The 23714-nt window shown below is 64.4% G+C and carries 24 protein-coding genes, 1 tRNA gene and 2 pseudogenes; 11 read left to right on the plus strand and 16 right to left on the minus strand.

Annotation, left to right across the window (positions count from 1 at the left end):
• Positions 1–29 precede the first annotated feature (29 nt).
• The 3 genes and pseudogenes from bigR to BIWAKO_RS11145 all read left to right on the plus strand — a co-directional run bounded on the left by bigR (position 30) and on the right by BIWAKO_RS11145 (position 1166).
• Positions 30–326: a sulfite-sensing transcriptional repressor BigR gene (gene bigR / locus BIWAKO_RS11135; protein WP_069882373.1), complete on the plus strand. Its 297-nt coding sequence runs from the start codon at positions 30–32 to the stop codon at positions 324–326.
• Positions 320–726 (plus strand): annotated as a pseudogene (locus BIWAKO_RS11140) (YeeE/YedE family protein). The gene bigR and the pseudogene BIWAKO_RS11140 overlap by 7 nt, the downstream one beginning before the upstream one ends.
• Positions 723–1166 carry a YeeE/YedE family protein gene (locus BIWAKO_RS11145; RefSeq protein WP_069878734.1) on the plus strand — a complete coding sequence of 148 codons (444 nt, stop codon included), beginning with the start codon at positions 723–725 and terminating at the stop codon, positions 1164–1166. The pseudogene BIWAKO_RS11140 and the gene BIWAKO_RS11145 overlap by 4 nt, the downstream one beginning before the upstream one ends.
• A 210-nt stretch (positions 1167–1376) precedes the next feature.
• Here BIWAKO_RS11145 and BIWAKO_RS36620 read toward each other — a convergent pair whose 3' ends face one another.
• From BIWAKO_RS36620 to BIWAKO_RS11180, 7 genes are all read right to left on the minus strand, one after another.
• Complete coding sequence (locus BIWAKO_RS36620; protein WP_069878735.1) at positions 1377–2393, minus strand: PAS domain-containing protein; 1017 nt, start codon at positions 2391–2393, stop codon at positions 1377–1379.
• Positions 2394–2532: 139 nt separating this feature from the next.
• Complete coding sequence (locus tag BIWAKO_RS11155; RefSeq protein WP_069878736.1) at positions 2533–4107, minus strand: S10 family peptidase; 1575 nt, start codon at positions 4105–4107, stop codon at positions 2533–2535.
• Between the two features lie 66 nt (positions 4108–4173).
• On the minus strand, positions 4174–5430 hold the full coding sequence (locus BIWAKO_RS11160) for a DUF763 domain-containing protein (protein WP_084651259.1): 1257 nt from the start codon (positions 5428–5430) through the stop codon (positions 4174–4176).
• Positions 5431–5591: 161 nt separating this feature from the next.
• Positions 5592–6566, minus strand: a complete 975-nt coding sequence (locus BIWAKO_RS11165; protein WP_069878738.1) for a ketopantoate reductase family protein — start codon at positions 6564–6566, stop codon at positions 5592–5594.
• 133 nt (positions 6567–6699) lie between these two features.
• A complete protein-coding gene (locus BIWAKO_RS11170; protein WP_069878739.1) occupies positions 6700–8622 on the minus strand; it encodes an AI-2E family transporter in 1923 nt (640 codons plus the stop codon).
• 224 nt (positions 8623–8846) lie between these two features.
• Positions 8847–9365, minus strand: a complete 519-nt coding sequence (locus tag BIWAKO_RS11175) for a lytic transglycosylase domain-containing protein (RefSeq protein ID WP_069878740.1) — start codon at positions 9363–9365, stop codon at positions 8847–8849.
• Positions 9366–9781: 416 nt separating this feature from the next.
• Positions 9782–9857, minus strand: a tRNA-Ala gene (locus BIWAKO_RS11180).
• 118 nt (positions 9858–9975) lie between these two features.
• Between BIWAKO_RS11180 and BIWAKO_RS11185 the strand changes: the two genes are divergently transcribed.
• From BIWAKO_RS11185 to BIWAKO_RS11205, 5 genes and pseudogenes are all read left to right on the plus strand, one after another.
• Positions 9976–10266: a YggT family protein gene (locus tag BIWAKO_RS11185; RefSeq protein WP_069882375.1), complete on the plus strand. Its 291-nt coding sequence runs from the start codon at positions 9976–9978 to the stop codon at positions 10264–10266.
• A gap of 1 nt (position 10267) precedes the next feature.
• Positions 10268–10584: pseudogene (locus tag BIWAKO_RS37550) on the plus strand (DUF167 family protein).
• Positions 10585–10655: 71 nt separating this feature from the next.
• Complete coding sequence (locus BIWAKO_RS11195; RefSeq protein ID WP_069878741.1) at positions 10656–11354, plus strand: carbonic anhydrase; 699 nt, start codon at positions 10656–10658, stop codon at positions 11352–11354.
• Between the two features lie 90 nt (positions 11355–11444).
• Positions 11445–12089, plus strand: coding sequence for a cold-shock protein (locus BIWAKO_RS37095; protein ID WP_069878742.1), 645 nt, complete (start codon positions 11445–11447; stop codon positions 12087–12089).
• 200 nt (positions 12090–12289) lie between these two features.
• Positions 12290–13105 carry an inositol monophosphatase family protein gene (locus tag BIWAKO_RS11205; protein ID WP_069878743.1) on the plus strand — a complete coding sequence of 272 codons (816 nt, stop codon included), beginning with the start codon at positions 12290–12292 and terminating at the stop codon, positions 13103–13105.
• A gap of 20 nt (positions 13106–13125) precedes the next feature.
• Here BIWAKO_RS11205 and BIWAKO_RS11210 read toward each other — a convergent pair whose 3' ends face one another.
• The 7 genes from BIWAKO_RS11210 to BIWAKO_RS11240 form a co-directional block, all read right to left on the minus strand.
• Positions 13126–13668, minus strand: a complete 543-nt coding sequence (locus BIWAKO_RS11210) for an MOSC domain-containing protein (protein ID WP_069878744.1) — start codon at positions 13666–13668, stop codon at positions 13126–13128.
• Positions 13669–13736: 68 nt separating this feature from the next.
• Positions 13737–13919, minus strand: a complete 183-nt coding sequence (hemP, locus tag BIWAKO_RS11215) for a hemin uptake protein HemP (protein WP_069878745.1) — start codon at positions 13917–13919, stop codon at positions 13737–13739.
• Positions 13920–14164: 245 nt separating this feature from the next.
• Positions 14165–14650 carry a bacterioferritin gene (bfr, locus tag BIWAKO_RS11220; protein WP_069878746.1) on the minus strand — a complete coding sequence of 162 codons (486 nt, stop codon included), beginning with the start codon at positions 14648–14650 and terminating at the stop codon, positions 14165–14167.
• 124 nt (positions 14651–14774) lie between these two features.
• On the minus strand, positions 14775–15062 hold the full coding sequence (locus BIWAKO_RS11225) for a (2Fe-2S)-binding protein (RefSeq protein ID WP_069878747.1): 288 nt from the start codon (positions 15060–15062) through the stop codon (positions 14775–14777).
• The gene (gene irrA, locus BIWAKO_RS11230; protein ID WP_069878748.1) at positions 15059–15598 is read right to left on the minus strand and encodes an iron response transcriptional regulator IrrA; all 540 of its coding nucleotides are present in this window, start codon (positions 15596–15598) and stop codon (positions 15059–15061) included. Before irrA ends, BIWAKO_RS11225 begins: the two co-directional genes overlap by 4 nt.
• Positions 15599–15743: 145 nt before the next feature.
• Entirely contained in the window at positions 15744–17321 is a 1578-nt protein-coding gene (locus tag BIWAKO_RS11235) for a DHA2 family efflux MFS transporter permease subunit (RefSeq protein ID WP_069882376.1), read from the minus strand.
• A 147-nt stretch (positions 17322–17468) separates the two neighbouring features.
• Positions 17469–18656 (minus strand): HlyD family secretion protein, encoded by a 1188-nt coding sequence (locus BIWAKO_RS11240; protein ID WP_069878749.1) that lies wholly within the window; start codon positions 18654–18656, stop codon positions 17469–17471.
• 142 nt (positions 18657–18798) lie between these two features.
• Between BIWAKO_RS11240 and BIWAKO_RS11245 the strand changes: the two genes are divergently transcribed.
• Positions 18799–19458: a TetR/AcrR family transcriptional regulator gene (locus tag BIWAKO_RS11245; RefSeq protein WP_084651261.1), complete on the plus strand. Its 660-nt coding sequence runs from the start codon at positions 18799–18801 to the stop codon at positions 19456–19458.
• A gap of 5 nt (positions 19459–19463) precedes the next feature.
• On the opposite strand, the gene BIWAKO_RS11250 is transcribed toward BIWAKO_RS11245, so the two are convergent.
• Both BIWAKO_RS11250 and BIWAKO_RS11255 read right to left on the minus strand, forming a co-directional pair.
• Positions 19464–20336, minus strand: a complete 873-nt coding sequence (locus tag BIWAKO_RS11250; RefSeq protein WP_244523414.1) for a DMT family transporter — start codon at positions 20334–20336, stop codon at positions 19464–19466.
• 218 nt (positions 20337–20554) lie between these two features.
• Positions 20555–21589, minus strand: coding sequence for an aspartate-semialdehyde dehydrogenase (locus BIWAKO_RS11255; protein ID WP_069878752.1), 1035 nt, complete (start codon positions 21587–21589; stop codon positions 20555–20557).
• Positions 21590–22062: 473 nt separating this feature from the next.
• Between BIWAKO_RS11255 and BIWAKO_RS11260 the strand changes: the two genes are divergently transcribed.
• The gene (locus tag BIWAKO_RS11260) at positions 22063–23127 is read left to right on the plus strand and encodes a hypothetical protein (RefSeq protein WP_141740042.1); all 1065 of its coding nucleotides are present in this window, start codon (positions 22063–22065) and stop codon (positions 23125–23127) included.
• A 141-nt stretch (positions 23128–23268) separates the two neighbouring features.
• Complete coding sequence (locus tag BIWAKO_RS11265) at positions 23269–23583, plus strand: hypothetical protein (RefSeq protein WP_069878754.1); 315 nt, start codon at positions 23269–23271, stop codon at positions 23581–23583.
• The last annotated feature ends 131 nt before the right edge of the window (positions 23584–23714 follow it).

Here is a 23714-nt window from a genome sequence, read left to right on the forward strand (position 1 = left end):
TGTCGAGCGAGACTGCGAAGCCGGTCGATATGGCGGCCCGCGCGGAGGAGGTCGCGGGACTGCTCAAGACGATGGCCCATCCGGTGCGGCTGAGGCTTGCCTGCATGCTTGCCGAGGGAGAATACGCGGTCGGCGCGCTCGAAAGCCGGCTCGGCATCCACCAGCCAACGCTCTCGCAACAGCTCACGGTGCTGCGGGAGGCGGGGATCGTCGAGACGCGGCGGGAGGGCAAGCAGATCTTCTATCGCCTGACGGCGGACAAGGCGGCGCTGCTGATCCGCGCGCTCTATGACATCTTCTGCGAGCCGGAGGTCCCGCAATCATGAGTTACTGGCCCTCACTCTTCGGCGGCATGCTGATCGGGCTCTCTGCGGCGCTGCTGCTGCTTCTCAACGGTCGCATCGCCGGCATCAGCGGCATCGTGGGCCGGCTGGCGCAGGGCGCGCAGGTGCCGGCCAACGCCGCGTTCCTGATCGGCTCGTTGCCGGTCCGGTTCTCTTCGCCGTCGCCTTCGGCCGCTGGCCGCAGGTGACGATCGTCGCCTCCTTGCCCGTCGTTTTGATCGCCGGGCTGCTGGTCGGCTTCGGCACGCGGATGGGTTCGGGCTGCACATCGGGCCACGGCATCCTCGGGCTTGCGCGATTTTCCCGCCGTTCGATTGCTGCGACCATCACCTTCCTGGCCGCCGGAATCGTTGCGGCCACGCTCGTGAGGCTCGTCGGATGATAGAGCCCCTGCCACGCCTTCTCGTTGCCCTTGTCGCCGGCGCCCTGTTCGGCTTTGGCCTCGCCTTGTCGGGCATGCTCGACCCGGCCCGCGTCATCGGCTTTCTGGATATCGGGAGCGGCCATTGGGACCCGAGCCTCGCCTTCGTGCTCGGCGGCGCTCTTGCCGTTGCGCTGGGCGCAATGGCGCTGGTGCGGCGGATGCAGCGGCCTGTCCTCGGCGAGCATTTCCATATCCCGCCGCCCGGGCAGGTCGATCGGCGGCTCATCCTGGGGTCTGCCCTGTTCGGGCTCGGCTGGGGCATGGCCGGCTTCTGCCCGGGGCCAGCGATTGCTGCCCTCTCCATGGGGTATCTGCCGGTCGTTCTGTTCGTTGCGGCCATGCTGGCCGGCATGACGTTTCACGATCGCTTCGCCGCCGTCGGTGCCGTTCGCGCTTAATTCCATCTGTGTCCGGCGCGATCGGAATGGTCCGATCAGGCCGGTTTCAGGCGCTGCGGGACGCGGGTCAAACTGGGGTCCATCGCGCAAAATCGCGGACCTTCCGCGCACAGGCGACCCTCTTTGCCTCCATCGCGAGAAGGGTTCTGCCGGTCCCATCGGTTGTCGCTCCACGCCAGGTCGTCCTTGCCGTGGGGAGGGCGGGGTGGATCAGCAACGCAGGTCGGCAAGCCCTGCCTCGATCACTGCGACCAAGCCGGTGGGCAGCCAGAAGTATTGCATCTTGGCGCCGAGTTGAGATTGCGCCGCCCGTCCGACCAGGACGCTCCCGAAGCCGGGCTGTCCGGATGGTGCACTCAAGCCGGGGCCCCCGGCCTCCTGCCAGGTCAAGACAAGCTGGTCTTGCCGAACCTCAGTGGAAACGGACACGGACCCGCCTTCGCTGGACAGCGCACCGTACTTGACCGCATTTGTCGCCAACTCATGAAAAATCAGCGCCAGCGCGGTCGCTGCACTTGGGCCGACTGCAGCATCCTCTCCTTGAATGGTCACGCGATCTGCCTGGCCCTCCCGATAAGGGTCGAGCAGGCGGGACAGTAACAGCTTCAGTCCACCGTCGCCGATCTCCTTGTTGACGACGAAGGCATGGGCGCGATGCAGGGCCTGGAACCGGTTCTGCAGCTTCTCGGCGAAGCCCTTGCTCGCCGGCTCGAAGCGGGCCGCCATCCGCACCAGACTGTTCACGACGGTGAAGATGTTCGCGATTCGATGCGAAAGCTCACGGGCAATCAGCTCGCGCTGCTCTTCGGCGCGGCGCCTCGCGGTAATGTCGATATGGGCCCCGACGAGGCGAACCGCGCCGCCATGCGCGTCCCTGGTGATTTCGGCCTTTGCGAGGATCCAGCGCGTCTGGCCGTCACTTGGCCTGACGATGCGATACTCGACTTCGTACTCGGTGGCAGGGCTCTTAACGGTGGCGAGGAAATGGCCCACCACACGCTCGCGGTCATCGGGATGAATCCGGGCAACCCAGGCCTCGTGGCTTTCATGGATCGCGTCCGGCGGTAATCCGTGGACGGCTAAATACTCTGGCGAGCGGACATTCTTGAATTCGCCGTGGCGCAGGTCGACCTCCAGGCCGCCGATCTGCCCGATACGTTGGATCCGTGCGAGCTCGGCTTCGCGGGCGCGAAGTTTGCTCTCGGCCGATTCACCTAGATTGTTCAACGTCTTGTCCCGGCTCAATCGGCGCAGAATCCTATATGTCGCCGTGCTTGGCCACCCGCAATGTCATTGGACATGGCGTGGCAGCATTCGCTGTGATCAGCTGGGAAAGCGGAGCTTCAGCGCGGGCCCCGGCTCCTCGTCACAATCCCTGGCGGGCCTCGATCATGGTGCGAGCCGCCTCGCGCAAATTCGCGCGCGAGGCGTCGCGCGAATAGAACATGTGCCCGCCGGGAAGGACCTGCAGCTTGACGCGGGCAGGATCGCCCAAGGCAGGCAGTTGATCGAGAAGCAGCTTGGTCTCGAAATAGGGCGTGACGAGATCGGTGAACCCGTGTGCGACGATGACCTCGAGGCGTGGATCGAGCGCGAGCACATTGCGGAGCTCGCGGATGGATTCGCGGTCGCCGCGACCCTGGCCATAACTCCAGCGGCGGTTGACCTCTTCGTTCAAAAGGAAATAGCGCCCCTCGGGCCGCCAATTCAGATCGCTCGCATAGTGACTGAGCATTGCGCTCGTCAGGGGAGCGGTGATCGCGCCCAGCACGGCGTCCGGAAACCTGCCGCGTGCGGCTTCGGGATCGGGGTCAAGGGCGGCCACGGTTCCGTCATAGGGACTGCCGACCAGCCCTTTGCTGCGGTCCAGTTCGCGCAGAAAGGTGCTTGCATCGACCTTGCCTCCCATGCGCTCCACGAGAGCCCGGTCGAGCCCTGTCAGCACTGAGACCCTGTCGGCCAGGCGTTTGGTTGCGTCGCGGTCGCGCGGTCCTTTCAGGATATCGGCGAGATAGTCGCCGGCAGCATAGTTCTCGGCCTCTGCGAGCGTCTGGCGCGAGAGTTTGCCTTCGCGTTCCAGCTTCACGGCGGCCATCGCCGGGAGCGACACCACCCAGCGAAGCGGCGAACTGCCGGCGTCGCGCTGGTAGGTGAAGTCGAGCACCGGGGAGAGCATCACGATGCCGGAGACGCCGACACCGTCTCCGGTCTGCAACTCGCTGGCGATCTTGGGTGCGCGGAACCCGCCGTAGCTCTCGCCGACGAGGAATTTCGGCGAAGCGAGGCGCTCGTTCAGCCGCAGCCAGTTGGTGACGAAGCGTGAAAGCGACTTGTAGTCCCCCTCTACCGACCAGAGCAGCCCGCGCGCGTCGTCGGTGCCGGCGACGAAGCGGCTGAAACCCGTGCCCACAGGGTCGATGAAGACGAGATCGGTGAAGTCGAGCCAGGTATCGGCATTGTCGACGACGAGGGGCGGCATGGACGGTGCGTCGCCCTGTCGGCCGAAAGGCAGCCGCTTCGGCCCCATCAGGCCGAGATTGAGATAGGCCGAGGCGGCACCAGGTCCGCCATTGAAGGCAAATGTGACCGGACGCGACGAGGCGGGGACGCCCTGACCCCGGTCGAGGACATAGGCGATATAGGCTATTTCGGCGAGCTTGCGGCCGGACTGATCACTGACCGGCAGCGCGCCGGCCGTGGCCGTATAGCGCAGCGTACGACCGGGCAGGGTCAATTCGTGACGCGTGACGGAAGGCTGCGGCAGGGCCACGCCCTGGCCGGTGACGGCGCGTGAATCCTGTCGGCTGGCCGGCGCATCCGGTTGGGCCTGATCTCGCCGCGCTGGCGCAGTCTCCTGCGCACGCGCTTGATCCACAAAGACCAGGGGAGCCGAAGCGAAGAGTCCGGCGAGGGCAAGTGCTGCAAGCGCGCGAAATCTCATGAAGAGCCCCAATGACGGTCCCCGCGACCTTAAGCGGATACAGCCTGGAACTTGCCAAACATCGCATCACGAAGCCGTTAGCGTCCCGTGCTGAAGCTCCCAGCCAAAGACGCTCCGGCCACCATACTCCGCGGAGCGTAGTCTCTCCTGCGTGACGTACTCGTCCAGCGTCAGGCCGCTGACGACGCGTTCCAGACGCCGGCTTTCCCGGTCCAGCCGTGCGATGGCAGCGAGCTTGTCGTCCTGACCGAGCTTTGCCTGATCGATGGCGGATTTCAGCACCGCGATCGTCTGGTCGTAGACCTTGGTGGGCACGGCGAAGGGCTGTCTGTCCTTGCCGCCATGGGCGAGAGAGAAGCGCGCAGGATCGGCGAACCGGCACGGCGCGCCATGGATCACTTCCGCCACCATCGCAAGCGAACGGACCGTGCGGGCGCCGACGCCGGGCACGAGCAGCAATTCCGAGAAATCGGCGGGCGCGCTGTCGGCGGCTGCGGCGAGCGCACCGTGGAGCCGTCGCGCGATGACGTCCTTGGGCCTGACCTCGTGATGTGCCGGCATGACGAGATGAGGTAGGGAAAGCTGCGCCGGCGACAGGACCGGCGGCGCCCGGTCGCGCTCCAGCGCCGCAAATTCCCTCACGATCCCCGACGGTCCGATGTCGCGCAGCAGATCGATCTGGCCTTTGCGGGAGAGCGCGGCGCGCCTGTCGGTCAGGTTGATGATGCTGCCCTGGTTCTTGCCATCGATGGCGGCATGTGGCGCCTCGACGAAACTGCCCAGCCCTTCAGACTGCCAGTGATAGCGCCGGGCGAGGCCGCCATCGCCATTCATGCCCTGCTGCACCACGACCCAATGGCCGTCATTCCCGACAAAGAAGCCATGGAGATAAAGGTCGAAGCCGTCCTGCACGGCGGCACTGTCGACCTTGGCGACCAGCCGGCTCGCGGTGGCGAGCGCCTGTCCGTCGAACCCGACCCTCGCTCCAATCTGTTCGAGCTCGGCCGGTGTCTGGCGCGAATGGCTGCCCCGCCCGCCACAGACATGCAGGCCCAGCTCGCCCGACAGCGGGGTCAGCCCACGCTTGAGCGCGCCGATCACGCTGGTGGTGATACCCGACGAGTGCCAGTCCATTCCCATCACCGCCCCGAAGGACTGGAACCAGAATGGATGCGCCAACCGCCGCAGCAACTCGTCGCGGCCATAATGATGGATGATCGCCGCGCAGATGACCGCGCCCAGCTGCGTCATGCGCCGGCCGAGCCAGGCGGGCACGCGGCCATGGTGGAGCGGAAGGTCGGCGCTGCCGGATCGCCGGGTCATGCGATGTCTCGCGAACGAAAGAGGAACACTTGATATAGCCCCGCCGATCTCCGTCTTCTACAGAAATTGATCCTTGTCGAGGCGGCTGGTCCTGCCGCTCCCTCATCCCAAGCGTTTGGTCGGTCTCGCCGCGGCGGGATAAAGTTCCGACCTCGCCCCGATCATCGTCCCCATCGCTGCTGCCAGGCATTGGCCGCCAGGGCGCCGACGCACGCGATCAGGGGAGTTGGCACGCCCGTCCGGCGACCGAGTTCCGCAACAGCGCCCACAATCGCGCCAAGTTCCAGCGGGCGCCCCGCCTCCATGTCCTGCAGCATGGAGGTCTTCACACCGATCAATGTCGGAGGCAGTTCGAGGCGCGCCTCGAGCTCTGGCAGATTCTCGATTCCGAGCGCGGCGGCAACCGCGACGCATTCCGCCATGATCGACTTTGCGACGGCCCTGACCGCAGGATCTCCCACGATCTTGTCGACCGTCGCCCCCGTCACGGCCGAAAGCGGATTATAAGCTGCATTGCCGAGCAGCTTTTGCCAGACCTCAGTCCGGATATCCTCGGTCTGCTCGCTATCGACCCCGCCCGCTCTCAACAACGCGACGACGTCTGCCAGCCGGCTGTCGCGCGGCTTCAATGGCTCGCCGACAACAAGACGCTTTCTGCCGTTCCAGGCGATGACGTTCGGCGCGGGCCGGTTTGCACCGATATAGACGACGCAGCCGAGAACCTGATCGGCCGGAATGGAGGCCTCGATCGCACCGCTCGCATCGACTGATGCCAGCCTCCGGTCGCCGAACTGCGCTCCCAGACCTTGCAGATACCACCAGGGAATGCCGTTCAGCATCGGCAGAACGATCGTCGATGGCCCGATCAGTGGCCGGATTGAATCGAGACCGCTCGCCCAGTCATGAGCCTTGAACCCGACCAGAACGAGGTCCTGGACCCCCACGGAGATTGCATCGGTGGCGACCTGCGCCGCCACGGTTTCTGTCCCTGAGGGAGATTGGAGCGTCAGGCCCTCGGTTGCGAGCAGAGCAGCAGTCTCGGCACGCGCGATGATGACGGGCCGCTGACCCGCCTGGGTCATATGCCAGGCGACAACCCCGCCGATCGCTCCTGCTCCAACGATTGCTACGCGCATGTTTCCACTCACTGATGGACGATCGCCACGACTATAGGGGAGAGCGCTTGGTGCGAAAGCGCAGGGCCATCTTGGCGCGAATGTCCGGCGGACATGGTCGCCAAGTTTGCCGACATTCCGATGTTGGGCCTACTCAGCCATCTGGCGATGGAGGTCTATTGCGCATCGCGTGCGTCAAACAGGCGTTGCTCATGCCGCGAAGGCTCGTTTCGACCTCGTCGGCGAGGACCGAGGCCTTGAGTTGAGCCGCCGAACCGGCCGCCGGGGCCAAGCTGCCGAGGATGATGATCGCGGATGGCAGCCTGCGGCGCAGGCGCTTGATGGCGTATTTCATATGAGCGGAGCTCGTGCCGTCGAGATAGCAGAGGCAGATCAGGGCGGGTTGATCCGCTGCCAGCGCGGCGAGGTTATTCGTCGAGAGCGTGTCTGCAGGCAACACGCGGGCAGGGAGCCCATGCTTGCCGAGGATCTGAGCCAGCATCAGGGCGGCAGCTTCATCGAGCTCCGACTGGGCGGCGATGCAAACCACCCTGTCCTCGCCGCGGAAGGCCTCACCCAGGTCTTCGGATGTCAGAATCGGCAGGTCGGCCGAACTTTCGGCCTCGTCGGTTTCTGCGATCGCTGCTTCTGCCTCGGGGTCGTTGGTCGTTTCCCCGACTGCAGGATTGCGGTCATCATGGTCGGCGAGGTCATCGACGACTTCACGCACAGTTTCCAGGATGCGCGTCTGTCGTGTCGCATCAAGGACGCCGCGTGCCGCGTCGTTGGCTGCCAGCCGCAGACCTTCCAGGGCGACTTCGTCATAGTAGATGGAGAGGGAGCGCTCCTTGAGAACCTCTTCGGCCTTGTCCGCTGCCTCGGCGGGATCCCCGGCGAGCACGCGCTGGTAGAAGATCTCGGGAGCGGACAGTGCTGGCCGATCTCCCAGGAGGACATCGAGAAACTCGAGCCGTTCGACATGACGGCCCAGGACCACTAGGCAAACTGTCAGCGGGGTCGCAAGAACCAGCCCGATCGGCCCCCACAACCACGTCCAGAACGTGGCCGCAACGACGATCGCGACAGGCGAAAGGCCGGTCGAGCGGCCATAGACCAGCGGTTCGACAACATGCCCGGCGAGCGGCTCGGCAACCAGAAACAGCGCGGCGGTCCAGGCCAGCATGGTCCAGCCGGGATCGACGGATGCAGCGATCACCATTGGGAAAATCGCGGAGAGGATGGCGCCGAGATAAGGAATGAAGCGAAGGATCGCCGAGAGAATGCCCCAGAGCAGGGCGCTCGGGACGCCGATCATCCAGAGCCCGGTGCCGATCACGAGACCGAAGCCGGCGTTGAGGACGAGTTGGGTCAGGAATAGCCGGCTGAGGCGGCGCGCGGCGTCGTCGAATGCAGCCGTTGTCTTCTGGAGGTCATAGGTCCCCGTCAGCCGGATGAACCGGTTTCTCAGATCCTCGCGCTGCAGGAGGATGAAGACGACGAAGATCAGGACGATACCCGTGGTCGTGAGCGGGTGGATGAGAGGGGTTAGAAAGGCGCGCAGCGTCTCCAGGGCGCCGGGCTCCGGCTGGTGGACCTCGACGGGGATTGGCCGCGCGTCAGGGGGGCGGACCGGGGAATTCAAGGACGATCCCTCGTTCGCTTTTGGCCTATCGAGTTCCTTGCCCAGATCCTGCAGGACATCCGCGGCGCGCGAGAGGACACCGCTGCCCGGGCCGGCGCCCCGGAGCGAAGCAATCTTCTCCCGCATCGTGCTTTGATAGACCGGGAGCTCTCCGGCGAGCTGGGTTGCCTGATTGACCATGGCCACGGTCAAGGCGCCGAGCGCCGAGAAGGCGATGAGAACGACAGTGATGACGGCGAGCGAACGTGGAACCCGCAGTTTCTGGAGCCCTTTGACGAGCGGCGCGAGGACAAAACTGAACAGGATAGCGAGGGCGATTGGAACGAAGACATCGCGCCCGAGATAGAGCGCAGTCACGATCAAGGCCCCAATGGCGACATTGCCAAGGCCACCATCGATCGCCCGGGCGGGCGCGAGAGCGGCGACGGGACGCATAAGTTGATGCTCGTCAGCCACGGTTCGTCCACTCACCGCGAAAGAGGGGGTACGCTTGATGGTCACCGGTGCTGAACGGGAGATCGCACCCGATGTTCCAAGGCTTTGCCGTCGCACCCCGCCTCTCAGTGTTCGAGAACGATCCGGATATGCTGAAGCCCGTCCCGGCGTGAGACGGCGCAGGACTGGTGCCTGCAGGCGGATGGCCGCGTTTCGCTAACGAATCAGGGGGCTTTGTCCGTCGCGTGGCGGGATTTGGATGATCGCGTACGGTCCTTGCCGAGACCGGTTGCTTCGAGAAGCCCCTTCCGCTTGGCGTCGTAATAATACCCGTTCCGATAGTAGCGGTCGGCACGGGCCTGGTCGCGATCGGCCACGAGCCAGGCTCCCCGCAGGTATTTGATCCCGTAGGTGAGATTGACTTCGGGATCGAGCAACCCCGCCGCTGGGCCAGCATAACCCATGCTCCGCGCCGTCGCGTGCTTGATCTGCATCAGGCCCAAATGGCCATTCTTCTGGGCAGTCGGGCGATAGTTGCTTTCGCGCTTGACGATTCGACGGACCCAATCCGCAGGGAGTTCGTAACGCGCGGAATGTCGTTCGATGAGCCGGTCGATTCCTGCCCGGTCCGAGGCTGGCTGCGGGTCAACGGGCTGTTCGCCGGAGTAAGCGAGCGGTTGCGCCACCTCCATGGAGGCTTCGTCGGTGACGGTGCATCCTGCAAGCCCGGCAGACAGCAGCATGAAACCGGCTGCAACAAGACGTCTTTGCCACTGCAATCTGGCCTCCATCGCTGATCAACCTGCTCACGGGAACGCCAATTGCACCTGATCCTAGGCTCAACCTACCCTGGGGTCCAAAATTCGCGGACTTGCGGCGCCTCTGCGGCGACACGTGACGGGTGGCGTCTCGCTCAACGACGCTCGATACTTACTTCGGGGATTTCGTGGGCGCGACCAGTTGGAGCATTCGGGCTGCGCTATCCGCCAGTGTCATCCGGCCAGTGGGTTAGCTCCATGAAGCAATCCGACCGCCAACCAAACGCGGGGAAAGGACAGCAAAAAAGCGCGGTGGTGAACTGGTGCGTCGCTGACGACGAGCCGGACGCGCGAACACGTCAAGTCTTTGGTTTGCTAGCCGAATTCCACCAGGAAAAGCCTGGTGGAGCTGAGGGGATTCGAACCCCTGACCTCTGCAGTGCGATTGCAGCGCTCTCCCATCTGAGCTACAGCCCCAAGGCGCTGGCCTTCTAGGCCTTGCGTCGCGTGAATGTCAATCGCCTGCGCCGGGAGTTTTTCGGCGATGGCGAAATCTTTCCGCGTCACCAGCCTTAAGACGACAAGAGGAATGTCGATGCGTGCCGTTCTCGACGTGGTGATGCTCGCGCTGAACATCTACACTTGGCTCCTCATCATATCAGCGGTTTTGAGTTGGCTGATCGCCTTCAACGTCGTCAACACCCGCAATCAGTTCGTCTCCTCGGTCTGGGATTTCCTCTATCGGGTGACCGAGCCGGTGCTCAGGCCGATCCGGAACATGTTGCCCAATCTCGGCGGTATCGACATCTCGCCCATCATCCTGCTGCTGCTCATCTTCTTCATCGAGCGCGTGATCGAGCGCTATCTGTACCCTGCCGTATTCTGAGATGGCCGTTCCCTGGACGGCGACGCCCGGGGGATTGCGGCTGAGCGTCAGGCTGACCCCGCGCGGTGGGCGCGACGGGGTCGATGGCATCGAGGTCCTCGCCGACGGCCGCGCCGTGCTCAAGGCACGGGTGCGGGCCGCGCCCAGCGAGGGGGAGCCAACGCGGCACTGGTCGCCCTGCTGGCACGCAGCCTGTCGGTCTCGCGCTCTGCGGTGACGCTTGCTGCGGGCAGTACGGCGCGGTTCAAGACTCTGCTGATCGCGGGAGAAGCCGACCTGCTCGCGGCGCGCCTGGAACAGTTCCTCGCATCGGGCTAGCGAGCCTTCGCTCCTCCCGCGCTGCACAAATCTCTTGACGAATGCAGCGGTTTCCTGTCCGAACAGGGGCGATGGACATACCCCAGTCTTTTCCTGATCGGCTCACGGAAGGCTATCGTGCCTTCCTCGATGAACGTTTCTCGCATGAGAAGAGCCGCTATGAGGAGCTCGCCGAGACCGGCCAGACTCCCAAAATCATGCTGATCGGCTGCTGCGACTCGCGTGTCGCGCCCGAGACCATCTTCGATGCGCGCCCCGGCGAGATGTTCGTGGTGCGCAACGTCGCCAATCTGGTTCCGCCATTCTCGCCCGACGACCAGATGCACGGCACCTCGGCCGCGCTCGAATATGGCGTTCAGGCGCTCAAGGTCGAGCATATCGTCGTCATGGGCCATGGCCGCTGTGGTGGCATCCGGGCCTTTGCCGATGATGCGCAAGGGCCGCTTTCGCCCGGCGACTTCATCGGAAAATGGATCGCGCTGATCAATCCGGCGGCCCAGCGCAGTGGCGGCCGCGGCCGCAACGAGGACCTGGATGGCTATGTCGAGCGCCTGGCATTGGCATCGATCCAGCAGTCGCTCGACAATCTGCGGACCTTTCCCTGCATCAGCATACTCGAGGGCAAGGGCCGGCTGAAGCTGCACGGCGCCTATTTCGCGGTCGCGACGGGTGTTCTGATGGTGCTCGATCCCGCGACCGGACAATTCCTTCCGGCCATTGGCGAGATGCCCAAAAAGGTGCAGACTATCCGCTGCAGCGAAGCCGAATGAAGGCGAAAATTTAGCTGCTCCGCCCCCGATGACGGCGGGCGCGGCTTGCGCTAGATTGTCGCTTCCCGGTCACTGATTTTTGAAGCTCGCATGTTCGATCGTCGTAAGCCCTCGGCTCCCGCTCCCTTCGTCACCCACGAAAATATCGAAGCCAAGATCAAGTGGTTCGACCCTGAGAAGGGCTTCGGATTCGCCTCTCCTGCCGACGGATCCGGCGACGTCTTCGTGCATGTCTCGTCCATCGGTCCGCTCGATCCGCAGGATCTGCAGCCGGGCGCGACGATCGTTGCCGATCTCGGCGAAGGCCGCCGCGGTCTTCAGGTCGTAGCCGTGCACGAGATCGATGCCTCGACCGCGACGCCCGCCGCCCCGCGTGGCGAGCGCGCTCCGCGTCCATTCTCGCCGCGCCCGCCGCGTGACGATTTCGGTGGTGGCGGCGGCTATGGCGGTGGTGGTGGCTACGGTGGCGGCGGTTACGACCGCGGCGATCGTGGCGGCTATGGCGATCGCAACAACGCCCCGATGGAAGGGCCCTATGACGGCGCCGTGAAGTTCTTCAACTCCGATCGCGGCTTCGGCTTCATCGCGCCGGATAATGGCGGGCCGGATGTGTTTCTGCATGTCAGCTCGCTGAGCCGCAGCGGCCTGCAGCCGCCGATGGACGGGCAGCGCGTGCGCTTCTCGATCCGCGCCGGCAAGAAGGGCCCGGAAGCTGCGAACGTCAGTTTCATCTGATCGCGCGTTCTCACGCGGTTTGAAGAAAGGCCCGCCGGTTCGGCGGGCCTTTTTGTTTCGCGGCCAGTGTTGGCAAATCAGACGACGGTTCGGAAGGGCTTCCTTTGAAACGCGGTGCCGGCTTGGCCGACATGCGGTAGGCGGACTTTGTCGAATCGACGAGACCCGGAAGGAAAGCCCAACATAGGGAGCCGAGATCGATGAGTCTGATCGAAAGAGTATCGACAATCCTGCATGAGGCAGCTGCAGAGGCGATCTTGCCACGCTTTCGCAATCTGACCGCGCGCGACATCGTGGAAAAGTCGCCGGGAGAGCTCGTCACTGCTGCCGATCACCATGCGGAACGGTTGATTGGCGAACAATTGCTGCTGCTCGATCCGTCCGCCAGGATCGTGGGCGAGGAAGCTTGTGCACGGACCCCTGCATTGGCTGACGCTCTCGGTCAGGGCACCGTGTGGCTGATTGACCCGCTGGACGGCACGGGAAATTTTGTTTCCGGCCGAGGACCATTTTCTGTCATGCTCGCATTGCTACGCGAAGGCGAGACCGTCGCAGCCTGGATGCTCGACCCGCTGTCGAACCAGCTTCATGTCGCGGAGCTGGGAAGCGGTGCGCAGATCAATGGAGTGCCCGTGGTCGCTGGTGGGAAGCCGGATACACTACGGACGGGCTCGAATTCCACCCGTTTCCTACCGCTTGACGTGCTTGAGGCCATCGAGCCGCGCCTGGATCGCGTGCCCCTGATCGTACCACCGCTGCTTTGCGCGGGGGCCGAGTATCCTGCCATAGCCGCTGGCGACCGTGATTTCGCCGTCTTCTGGCGGACGCTGCCATGGGATCATCTGCCCGGAGCGTTGTTCCTAAGCGAGGCTGGCGGCCACATCGCGCGCTGGGATGGTTCACCCTATCGCGCCGGACAAGACGGTCATGGCCTATTGGCAGCCCGTACGCCTGATCACTGGCAAGCTGCCGACGCTGCGCTCCTCGATTGGCGTGGGCTCTCAGGGGCGATCTAGTCCCGGCTGCGAGCGCTCGACTAGACCCGTTCGAGCGCGCGATGCGGCAGGGCAGGCAGGGTCAGGCTGATGGCATCGCCCGGACGAATCTCGCCGCCTGCCAGAACGATCGCCATGACGCCGGACTTGCGAACGAGGCGGCCCTCGGGATCGCGCCCGAGGACAGCGGCGAGGAGTCCGGGACGGAACGCCTCGATCTGGGCGCAAGGGTTGCGCAGGCCGGTGATCTCGATGCTGGCGGTCTTGCCAAGCTGCAGCCGGGCACCGACAGGCAGCCCCAGAAGATCAATGCCGCAGGTGGTGACGTTCTCGCCGAGGTCGCCGGGCGCGAGGTCAAAGCCAGCCAGTTTCAGTTCGTCGAAAAGCTCGGCATGGATCAGATGAACCTGGCGCAGGTTTGGCTGCGAGGGGTCGATTGCGACGCGGGAGCGGTGCTTAACGGTGATGCCGCAATGCGCGTCCCCCTCGACGCCCAGGCCGGTCAGGAGCCGGATGCTGTCTCCGATGGGCTTGCTGAATGCATGTCCCGCATCCCGCCCGACCGAGACAACCTTCATTGACATTCGCCTGCCTCCGCGAGGTCGCTTCGCAGGCTCTCTGGCACGGAGCGCGTGGCTTGGCGAGCGGGAAGCTATTTGGTCAGGATGAGCCGGTCGCGGGCGGTGACGCGCAGGCGATAGGCTTCGCCAAGATGCATCAGGATGACCTCGCGTCCAGTGCCGACCAGTTGACGGACGTCGACGACCGGAACGTCCGATTGTTCGGGAAGACGGGCTGTTTTGCCAGCAAGATCAGATGGCGGAACGGAATTCATCGCAGCGATCCAAGTCGATAATCTGCTCAAGGCAGATAAGGTTCGGCGCTGATCTTCCGTAGAGCTTCAGTATTGAACGATAATCATTACAAACTACGTCGGTATCAGCCTATGAATTAGGTCGCTTTCAACCGCGTCGTCAAGGCGGGTGGTCCTGTTCCGACTCTGAACAACTGCTTCCTTACGAAAAAGCCGGACCTGCGGGGCAGGTCCGGCTCGCGACTGGCGTCGGAATGCTTCAGGGATCAGTGGTCCGCTTCGAGTCCGCCGATATGCTTCTGGGTGTAGAGTTCGATACCGACGCGCTCGATCAGGTCGAGTTGGGTCTCGAGGAAGTCGATATGACCTTCCTCATCCTTCATCAGTGCTTTGAACAGGTCCTCGGACGGGTAGTCGCCGACTTCGCGGCAATACTTGGCAGCCTCCTGATAGAGCGCGCGGGCCTCGACCTCGGCCTTGAGATCGCACTCGATCACTTCCTTGACGTTCTCGCCGATGCGCAGCGCATCAAGCGTCTGCAGATTGGGGAAGCCCTCGAGAAAAAGGATGCGGTCGACGAAACGGTCGGCATGGACCATCTCCTCGATCGATTCCTTCTTCCAGGTCTTGGCCATCTCCTTCAGCCCCCAATTGTCGAGCATCCGGTAGTGCAGCCAGTACTGATTGATCGCGGTCAGCTCGGAGCGGAGCCCCTTGTTGAGGTATTCGATGACCTTCTTGTCACCCTTCATCGTAGCTCTCCTCGGGCTCGCATCACATTAGAATGATCCTAATGTAGAGCGGCAATCCGGAGAATGAAAGGGATAAGTGTCGCCGGGGCTGGGAAATATCGACGTAGACCGCAGCTGCGGAGCCTCAGGCTGCGATCGTGTCTTCCTCTACGGCCAGTCCGTCCATCATCTGGGTGACGGAGACATGCACCGCGCATTCGACGTCGCGACTGGCGCAGGAATGGCATTGGCTGGCGCAGGCGGCGCGGGCCTCGGCAAGAATGGCCCTGACGGCTCGGGCGCAACGTCCGCAGTCCGGGCTGCAGCCCAGACAGTCATAGGCCTCGCCAGCCGTCACCGGCCCAGTGCCATCGGGGGCAATGGTTCCCTTGATCTGCCGGCAGGACAGGACGTTGCAGGAGCAGACGATCACGCGTGGTGCCCAGCCCCGGTGGCGACCCGCGTCTCGACTTCGGCGCCATCGGCGTTGCGCAGGCGGACAATGACCTCGACGGACGAGATCATCATGCCTTCCGGAGCGACGGGCAGGCCGGAAACCTGGATTTCCGAGCCAGGGATGTCGACGACGGTTTCGTCATCCTCGTTATAGAAATGGTGATGCTCCGACACATTGGTGTCGAAGAAGGTCTTGGGGCCGGACACCGAAACCTGGCGCAGCAGGCCAGCTTCCGAGAACTGCCGCAGCGTGTTGTAGACGGTCGCAAGGGACAGAGGTTCGCGGGCGCGCAGCGCCTCCTCATAGAGCATCTCGGCGCTGACGTGCCGGTCGCCCTTGGCGAAGAGCAACCAGCCCAGCGCCATGCGCTGCCTTGTCGGACGCAGGCCAGCATTGCGTAGCCGCGTTTTCACCGCGCTGATCGGGCAGGAAGCAGGGCTCTTCTGCGGCCACGGAATCTGTTCCGCGGCAGCACGGGCCTGGCTGGGATCCTTCACGGGCAAAACGCTCATCGGTACGCCTTCCACATCGCCGGCATGCCGGCCCCGTAGTTTAGAAAACATCTAAACTACTGATATCATTGCTATATTTGGCGGGATCGCGCGCAGTTGTCAATCTGGGACCGACTGCGACACGGTGCACCAGGTCCCGGCGCGGCTAGTGCCCGGCCTCGGCGGGCGCCGCTTTCGGCGGTTTGCGCATGAACACGGCCAGCACGACCAGACCTGCAAAGATCCAGGTCAGTCCGAGAAAGACATCGCCGAAGGCCATGACCAAGGCCTCGCGGTGGGCGAGTTGGCTGATCTTGGCGAGCGCCATCGCCTCGGCATTGGCGCCATAGCCGGCGAAGAGCTGCATCATCTGGGCCAGCCGCTCTTCCGCGACCTGACTGCCGACCGCGACGGCTTCATGCAGCCGGGTGATATGCAGGTCGGTGCGGGTGTTCAGCAGCGTGTTGATGACGGCCAGGCCCACCGCGCCGCCAAGGTTGCGCGTCAGGTTGTAGAGGCCCGATGCGTTCTTGAGCTGGGCCGGAGGCAAGGTGCCGAGCGCAAGATTGTTGATCGGCACCATGCACAGCATCAGCGAGACGCCGCGCAGGATCTGGGGCAGCAGCAACTCGTGGAAGTCCCAATCCTTGGTGATGAAGGATGCGAGATAGGTGCCGGCGGCGAAGCCGGCGAAACCGATCATCATCATCACGCGTGGATCGAGCTTCTGCGACAGCTTGCCGGCGACGGGCGCCGTCAGGAACATGCACAGACCGGTGACGAACATCGTCTCGCCGATCATCAGCGCGTCGTAGCCACGGATGCGGCCGAGAAAGACGGGGTAGAGATAGGTCAGCCCGTAAAGGCCGATGCCCATCGTGAAGCTGAAGAGCGAGCCGAAGGCGAAGTTGCGATTGGTGAAGGCGTAGAGATCGACGAGCGGATCCTCGCGTGTCAGCGCCCGCCAGAAGAACAGGACCGCGCCGACCAGCATCAGAGCGGTGAAGAACACGATCTCGTGGCTCTGGAACCAGTCGAGCCGCGTGCCTTCCTCCAGCACATATTCGAGGCTGCCGAGGAAGGCGGCCATGCTGGCGAGGCCGAGCCAGTCGAAGCGCTTGAGCAGGCCGGGCTGCGGCTTGTCGAAATCGATCAGCGTCCAGGCTGCGATGGTGACGCCGATGCCGGGGATGACATTGACGAGGAAGAGCCAGTGCCAGGAGAAGGCATGGCTGAGATAGCCGCCGACCGTCGGGCCGATCGTCGGCGCGAGCGTCGCGACAAGCCCAATCAGCGGCGAGACGATCGGCCGCTTCGAGGCCGGGAAGATGGTGAAGGCAGCCGCGAAGACGCCGGGAATCATGCCGCCGCCGATGAAGCCCTGGACCGCGCGCCACAGGATCATCTCGTTGATCGAGGACGACATCGCGCACAGCACGCTCGAGATCGTGAAGCCGGCTGCGGCGATCGAGAAGAAGACGCGGGTCGACAGCGCCCGGCTGAGATAGCCGGAGAGCGGGATCATGATCACTTCGGCGATCAGATAGGCGGTCTGGACCCAGGCGATCTCGTCGGCGCTGGCGGACAGGCCCGCCTGGATCTCGGCCAGCGACGCGGAGACGATCTGGATGTCGAGGATCGCCATGAACATGCCGAAGACCATCGCCAGGAAGGCGAAGATCCGCCGCATCGGGATGGCGTCGGAGGCCGGCGGCGTGCCGGCTGTCAATGTCGCAGTGGCCATGACGGCCTCGTCTTCCTGGCGCTCCGGACCGTCACCCCGGCCACGCGGCATCGGCCGCGCAAAGCCGGGGGCAATCGGTGGGCGTTACGGCTGCATGGATTCCGGATCGTGGCTAAGCGCGGTCCGGAATGGGTCTTGTGGTTCCGTTCAGGCCTGAGGGCGCGGGTCGATCTTCACCACGACCGACATGCCGGGGCGCAGCGCATGGCGCGCGATGGCTTCCGGGCTGAGCGTGATGCGCACCGGAACGCGCTGGACGATCTTGGTGAAATTGCCGGTGGCGTTGTCAGGCGGCAGCAGCGAGAACACCGAACCTGTGCCGCCGGAAATGCCGCTGACGACGCCGTCAAAGACCTGATCGGGCAGGGCGTCGACCGTGACCCTTGCCTTGTCGCCGATCTTCAGGCCGCCGACCTGCGTCTCCTTGAAGTTGGCATCGATGTAGACTTGGTCGAGCGGGACGATCGACATCAGCCGCTTGCCGGCGCTGACGAGGTCGCCAAGCTGGACATTGGTGTTGGCGACCAGTCCGTCGATCGGCGCGGCGATCCTGGTGAAGGACAGGTCACGGGCGGCCTTGTCCTCGGCGACCTTCAGCTCGTCCATCTGACGGGAGGCTTCGTTGCGCTGCGCCTCCAGCACCTTGATATTGGCTTCGGCCGCGGAGACCCCGGCCTCGGCGCTGGCCAGTGCGGCGCGGGCCCGGTCCCGCGCTGCCGTCGCCGCATCCAGCGTCGCCTGCGATCCGTAGGACTTGGCGGCAAGGCTGTTGGCGCGGTCAAAATCGGCGGCGGTGCGGATGATATCGGCCTGGGTCGAGTCGCGCTGCGCCTGGGCCTGGAGCAGGCTGGCACGGCCGGCCTCGATCTGGCTGTCGATGCGCAGCAGCGTCGCGGCTGCCGTCGCGCTCTTGGCGCGGGCGCTTTCCAGTGCGATGCGCTGGTCGCCATCGTCGAGGGTGACGAGTGGCTCGCCGGCCTTGACCTGCTGGTTCTGCTTGACGGCGACAGTTGCGACATTGGCTGCGAGCTTGGCCGAGATCGTGGCCATCTCGGCGCCAACATAGGCGTCGTCAGTCGAAACGATGAAGCGGCCATTGCGCCACCAGTCGACACCGAACCAGAGTCCGGTGCCGAGCGCGGCTGTCGCCAGCAGCATCATCCCCGCATGGCGCACCGTCTTGCCGCGCGGCTTGGCGGCGGCAGGGCTCTGCGCTTCGCGTGGAGCCGCCTCGTCGGCCTTGCGGGCCTGGGCGGGGAGCGGCGTGGTTTCGAGCGTGTGGTCGACCAGCTTCAGCCGGTCCCGACGCGACTCAGTCTTTGTCTCGGCGGACATAGGCGATCCTGATAATCTCTGTTCGAACCGATCGGTTCGATTTCAGTTGAAATAGCGCTGGTGATGGCGCATATCAAGTGAAATCGAACTGTCCGGTTCGATTATTTTTGTGCGGCGCAAAATGCCGGGACGAGATGGGGTTATGGACGAGGTTGTGAATATCGCAGGGGTGCCGCCGCGCCGGAAACGGCGTGCGGCGGGCGCAGATCCCGACAAACGTCGCCAGATCCTGGACGGAGCCCATGAGGTCTTCCTGACGCGCGGGTTCGACAATGCCAGCATGAGCGACATTGCCGCGGCCGCGAACGTCTCGAAGGGCACGCTCTATGTCTATTTCGAGGATAAGGAACATCTCTTCGTCGCCCTGATCGAGCGCGAGCGTGAAGAACAGAAGCGCGGGATTTTCGAAGCGCTCGACGATGATCCTGATCTCGGTCATGCGCTGACGCATTTCGGCGAGCGGATCGTTCAGCTCCTGGTCTGCGATTTTGCGCTCAGCGCCCAGCGTATCGTCGTTGGCGTGGCGGAGCGCATGCCCGATCTCGGCCGGGAGTTCTACGAGAACGGTCCGCTGCAGGGCGCACGGCGCATTGCCGGCTATCTCGACCGCAAGGTCGCGGAGGGACAGCTGGAGATCGACGATACCGCGCTGGCAGCCGTGCAGTTCGTTGACCTGTGCCAGTCGACCGTGCTGCGACCGCGCCTGTTCAATGCGGTGCGCGAGCGACCGTCCGATGCCGAAATCTCCCGCGTGGTTGCCTCGGCGGTCGCGATGTTCCTGGCGCGATACGGCAAGCGATAGTCCGCTTACAGGGCTCGCGCCCGCATCCGCTCGCGATGGGCAGTGTAGAGGCCCGAGGCGGCGATGATCACCGAGCCCAGCAAGGTGAAGAGATCCGGCAGGACCGAGAACAGGAAGAAGCCGAAGACCGAGGCCCAGAGCAGTTGCACATAGGAGAAGGGCGCGAGCAGCGAGGCGTCGGCATGGCGGAAGGCGATGATCACGAACCAGTGCCCGATGGTCGAAGCGACGCCGATGAAGATGCCGATGGCGATCGCCTCCGCCGTCAGTGGCTGCCAGCCGAGAGGCTGCAGCAGGGTCAGCAGCAGGAAGCCGACCACGGCCGACCAGGTCAGCGTCGTCACCGGGTCCTCCGTGGTGCTCATCATGCGGGTGACGATCAGAGCAAAGGCCCAGGTCGCGGCTGAAAGCGCTGGCAAAAGCGACGCGGCGTGGAAGTTGGCGCCTCCCGGCCGGACGATGATCAGGACACCGGCCAAGCCGACCAAGGTCGCGGTCCAGCGCCGCCAGCCAACCTTCTCCCCAAGCATCGGGATCGACAAGGCCGTGACGAAGAGCGGCGCAATGAAGCTCGTCGCGGTGGCATCAGCGATCGGCAGGTATCGCAGCGACGAGACGAAGATGATGGAGGAGAGGGTGACCGCGACGCCTCTCAGCAACTGCATGTGCAGACGCTTCGGTCGCAGGCGTGCTGCGCCGCCGCGCAGTGCCACCGCCAACATGATCGCCGCAAAGGCGGCATAGCGCAGCCAGGTGATCTGGAGCGCAGGCATCGTCGCCGCGAGATATTTCGAAGCGACGTCGGCGCTGGACAGGAAGATGCTGGCAAGCAGCATCAATCCGATGCCGCGCAGCGCGGCGTCGCGACGTTGCGGCACGTGAGGGACGGCCTCGGCATGCGCGGGCAAAGCCGGTACCGGAGCTTTTGAAGGGTGGGGAGAGGACAAGGCGACGCCGGAACTGGAGAGTGGAACGACGCTAGCAGGATTTGCCTGCGGCGGGCGCGCAAACTCGGAACAGCGCCCATGCGCCTGGGCCCGTTCATGAAAAAGGCGGGCTTGCGCCCGCCTTCGTAGAGCTTTCCGAGCTGTCGGGATCAGGCCGCCTTCTTGCGCGGCTGGATCAGCTTGCGGTTGATCAGCACCTCGGCGATCTGCACGGCGTTCAGGGCTGCGCCCTTGCGCAGATTGTCCGAGACGCACCAGAAGGCGAGACCGTTCTCGACGGTATTGTCCTCACGGATGCGCGAAATATAGGTCGCGTCCTCACCGGCCGCCTCGTGCGGGGTGATGTAGCCGCCGGGCTCGTGCTTATCGATGACGAGGATGCCGGGCGCGGTGCGGAGCACCTCGCGCGCCTCGTCGGCGGTGATCGGCTTCTCGCATTCGATGTTGACGCTTTCGGAATGGCCGATGAAGACCGGGACGCGAACGCAGGTCGCAGTCAGCTTGATCTTCGGATCGAGGATCTTCTTGGTCTCCGCCATCATCTTCCACTCTTCCTTGGTGAAGCCGTCCTCCATGAAGACGTCGATCTGCGGGATGAGGTTGAAGGAGATGCGCTTGGGGAACTTCTTGGTGACGACGTCGCCAGCCGAGAACACGGCGCGCGTCTGGTTGAAGAGCTCGTCCATGCCTTCCTTGCCGGCGCCGGAGACCGACTGATAGGTCGAGACGACGACGCGCTTGACGCCGAAGCGTTCGTGCAGCGGCTTCAGGGCCACGACGAGCTGCGCGGTCGAGCAGTTCGGGTTGGCGATGATGTTCATCTTGGAGAAGCCGGCGGCCGCTGCGGCATTCACCTCCGGCACGATCAGCGGCACGTCGGGATGCATGCGCCAGGCCGAGGAATTGTCGATGACGACGCAGCCCTGGCTGCCGATCTTCGGCGACCATTGCTTCGAGACCTCGCCTCCGGCCGACATCAGGCAGATATCGGTGTCGGAGAAATCATAGTGATCGAGCGCCTTCACCTTCAGCGTCTTGTCGCCGAAGGAGACCTCGGTGCCGATCGAGCGCGAGGAGGCAAGCGCCACGACCTCGCTCACCGGGAAGGCCCGCTCGGCAAGGATGTCGAACATTTCGCGACCCACATTGCCTGTGGCGCCGACAACCGCGACCTTGAAGCTCATGCTGTTGTTCCTTTTGGAAGTAACCGGTTCTGTCTCCCCCGGGAGATGCCGACCCGCCTGGTCTGGATGGCGGGTTCGGCCTTAGCCCCCGCCGGGGGGGAGGGCCCGGAACCGAGGCGAAGCGTCAGCGCGACGTCCGGAGTGTGCCGGTCGTCGTTTTGGTCGTGCGTTTCGTCGTCAGGGCGACAATCACAGAGCCAAATCCCATAGGGCTGAAAGCATTCGCGGTCGCGCTCGAGTGGATACTCGCCTCGCGATGCCAATCCAGAACACCCGCGGCGATAAAAAGTCAATTGGTCTCGGCAGCCCAGCGCGTCAGGACGAGATTAACCCTGCCTCCTAACCTGCGATTCACGACAATCGCGGTTCGCCGGCCGCTGGTAACCCGATACTGACCCCGATGCCTTCAGCCTCACCCGCGGGTGAGGACGGGCTGCTGGCGCGGAGGCGCAGGCAACGAGCGGGGTCTTGTCGTGTCGCATGAGTTCGCAGCGTTACTGGTCAATGGCTTTCGCCGGCTCGGCTCGAGCTGCCGCGATTTGGGCTCGGCGGCCGCACATCGTGCCTTGCCTGTGGCGGGCAGTGTGAAGGGCAAGTTCGGCGGTCCCGATCCGATTGGCGCCTTGATCAGCGTGATGGACCATGTCGAAACCGCGATGCGGACAATCCTCCGCTGGCTGCGCGCGGCCGTCCGCCATCGTGGCCTCGGCCTGACCGGCGGTCTGGCCTGGCGCGGCCTGGCTGCCGTAACCGGTATCGGGATGGCGGCTGCGCTCGTCACGGGCCTTTCGGGCGATGGCGGCGAGATGCAGATCGCCAGCCTTGCCGAACAACCGGCTGCGGAGATCCGGCCCGTTCGGGACGTTCGCCAGGAGCCGCGCCTGCTCGGCGCCCGACATGAAGACTGGACCAGGATCGCGCGGCCGACCGCCATGTTTGGCCTCGATTCACCGGAATTGGAGCGCCAGTCCCCGGTCTATGAGGCGAGCCGGAGCCAGGACGGCACGAAGCGCGAGGATGTGCTGAGCTTCGGGGCGTTCGCCGAGGCAAAGCCGCATCTGCTGCTGCGTCTCGTCGTCGACCATGGCGACGATCATCTGACGCAGCCCTTCATCATCGCGCTGGTGCGCGAGGCTGCTGCCCGTGGCATGTCCGTGCAGCGCAGCGGTGCGCCGACAGGGCTCTCCACCAAATTCGGCTCCGTCGAAGCCACGGATGTGACCCTGAGCGATGGTGCGACTGAACGCGCCTGCATCGGCTTCCGGCACCGTGGCGGCGACACACCTCTGCGGCTGAGCGGCTGGTGGTGCGGTGGGGCGGCGCGCCCGGCCGATCGTCAGCAACTGGCCTGCCTGGTCGACGGGCTCGCCCTGCTCGGTTCCGGCGAGGACCATGCGCTGCGCGGCGCCTTTGTCGCAGCTGAACGCAACCGCGACGGCGCCTGCTCCCTGCCGCGTCCATCCGCGACCGGTCGCAAGACCTCATCGAGCGACGCCGACGGCACGGCGACGGGCCTCAGGACGGCCGCGAAAAGGTGAGGGGGCCGCCGTTGAAATCGGCTGCCGGAGCGTTATCTCAGAGGCATGGGGCAGTAAAAGCGTTAACCGCGGCCGGATAGATTTGGCGCTATCAATCGCCGTCTTACTTCCCCTTGGTCATCGCCTCAGGAGACCTCCGCCATGAATTCCTTCAAGCGTCTCGCCGCCGGTCTCGGCATTTCGCTCGTGGCGTTGACCGCGGTCGCTTCGGTGGCCGAGGCGCAGCAGCAGCAGCAGCAGCGTAAGCCGTTGCGCGTGATCGTGCAGAAGCGCAGCTATCTCGACCCCGGCAATGTCGTGCCGGTCGGCTCGCTAAACCGGTACGCCACCCAGCAGCTCATCTCACCCCCGGTCTATTCGAATGTCGCTGAGCTCTACGGCGAAAGCACCTTGCCGCCGCGCATCGGCGCCGGCGTGAATCCGTTCCGGAACACGTTTTCGACGCCGGGTTTCTGAACCGACCAGGCAGATATGAGAAAGGCCCGCCTGATCGGCGGGCCTTTTTGTTTGCGAACGTGCTGCCCGGCTTCGAGCGGAGCAGCACGTGACCCGGTTTCCCGGGCCCGCGATGCTTCGCCCGAGGGGCG

Source organism: Bosea sp. BIWAKO-01, from assembly GCF_001748145.1.
Classification (GTDB): Bacteria; Pseudomonadota; Alphaproteobacteria; order Rhizobiales; family Beijerinckiaceae; genus Allobosea.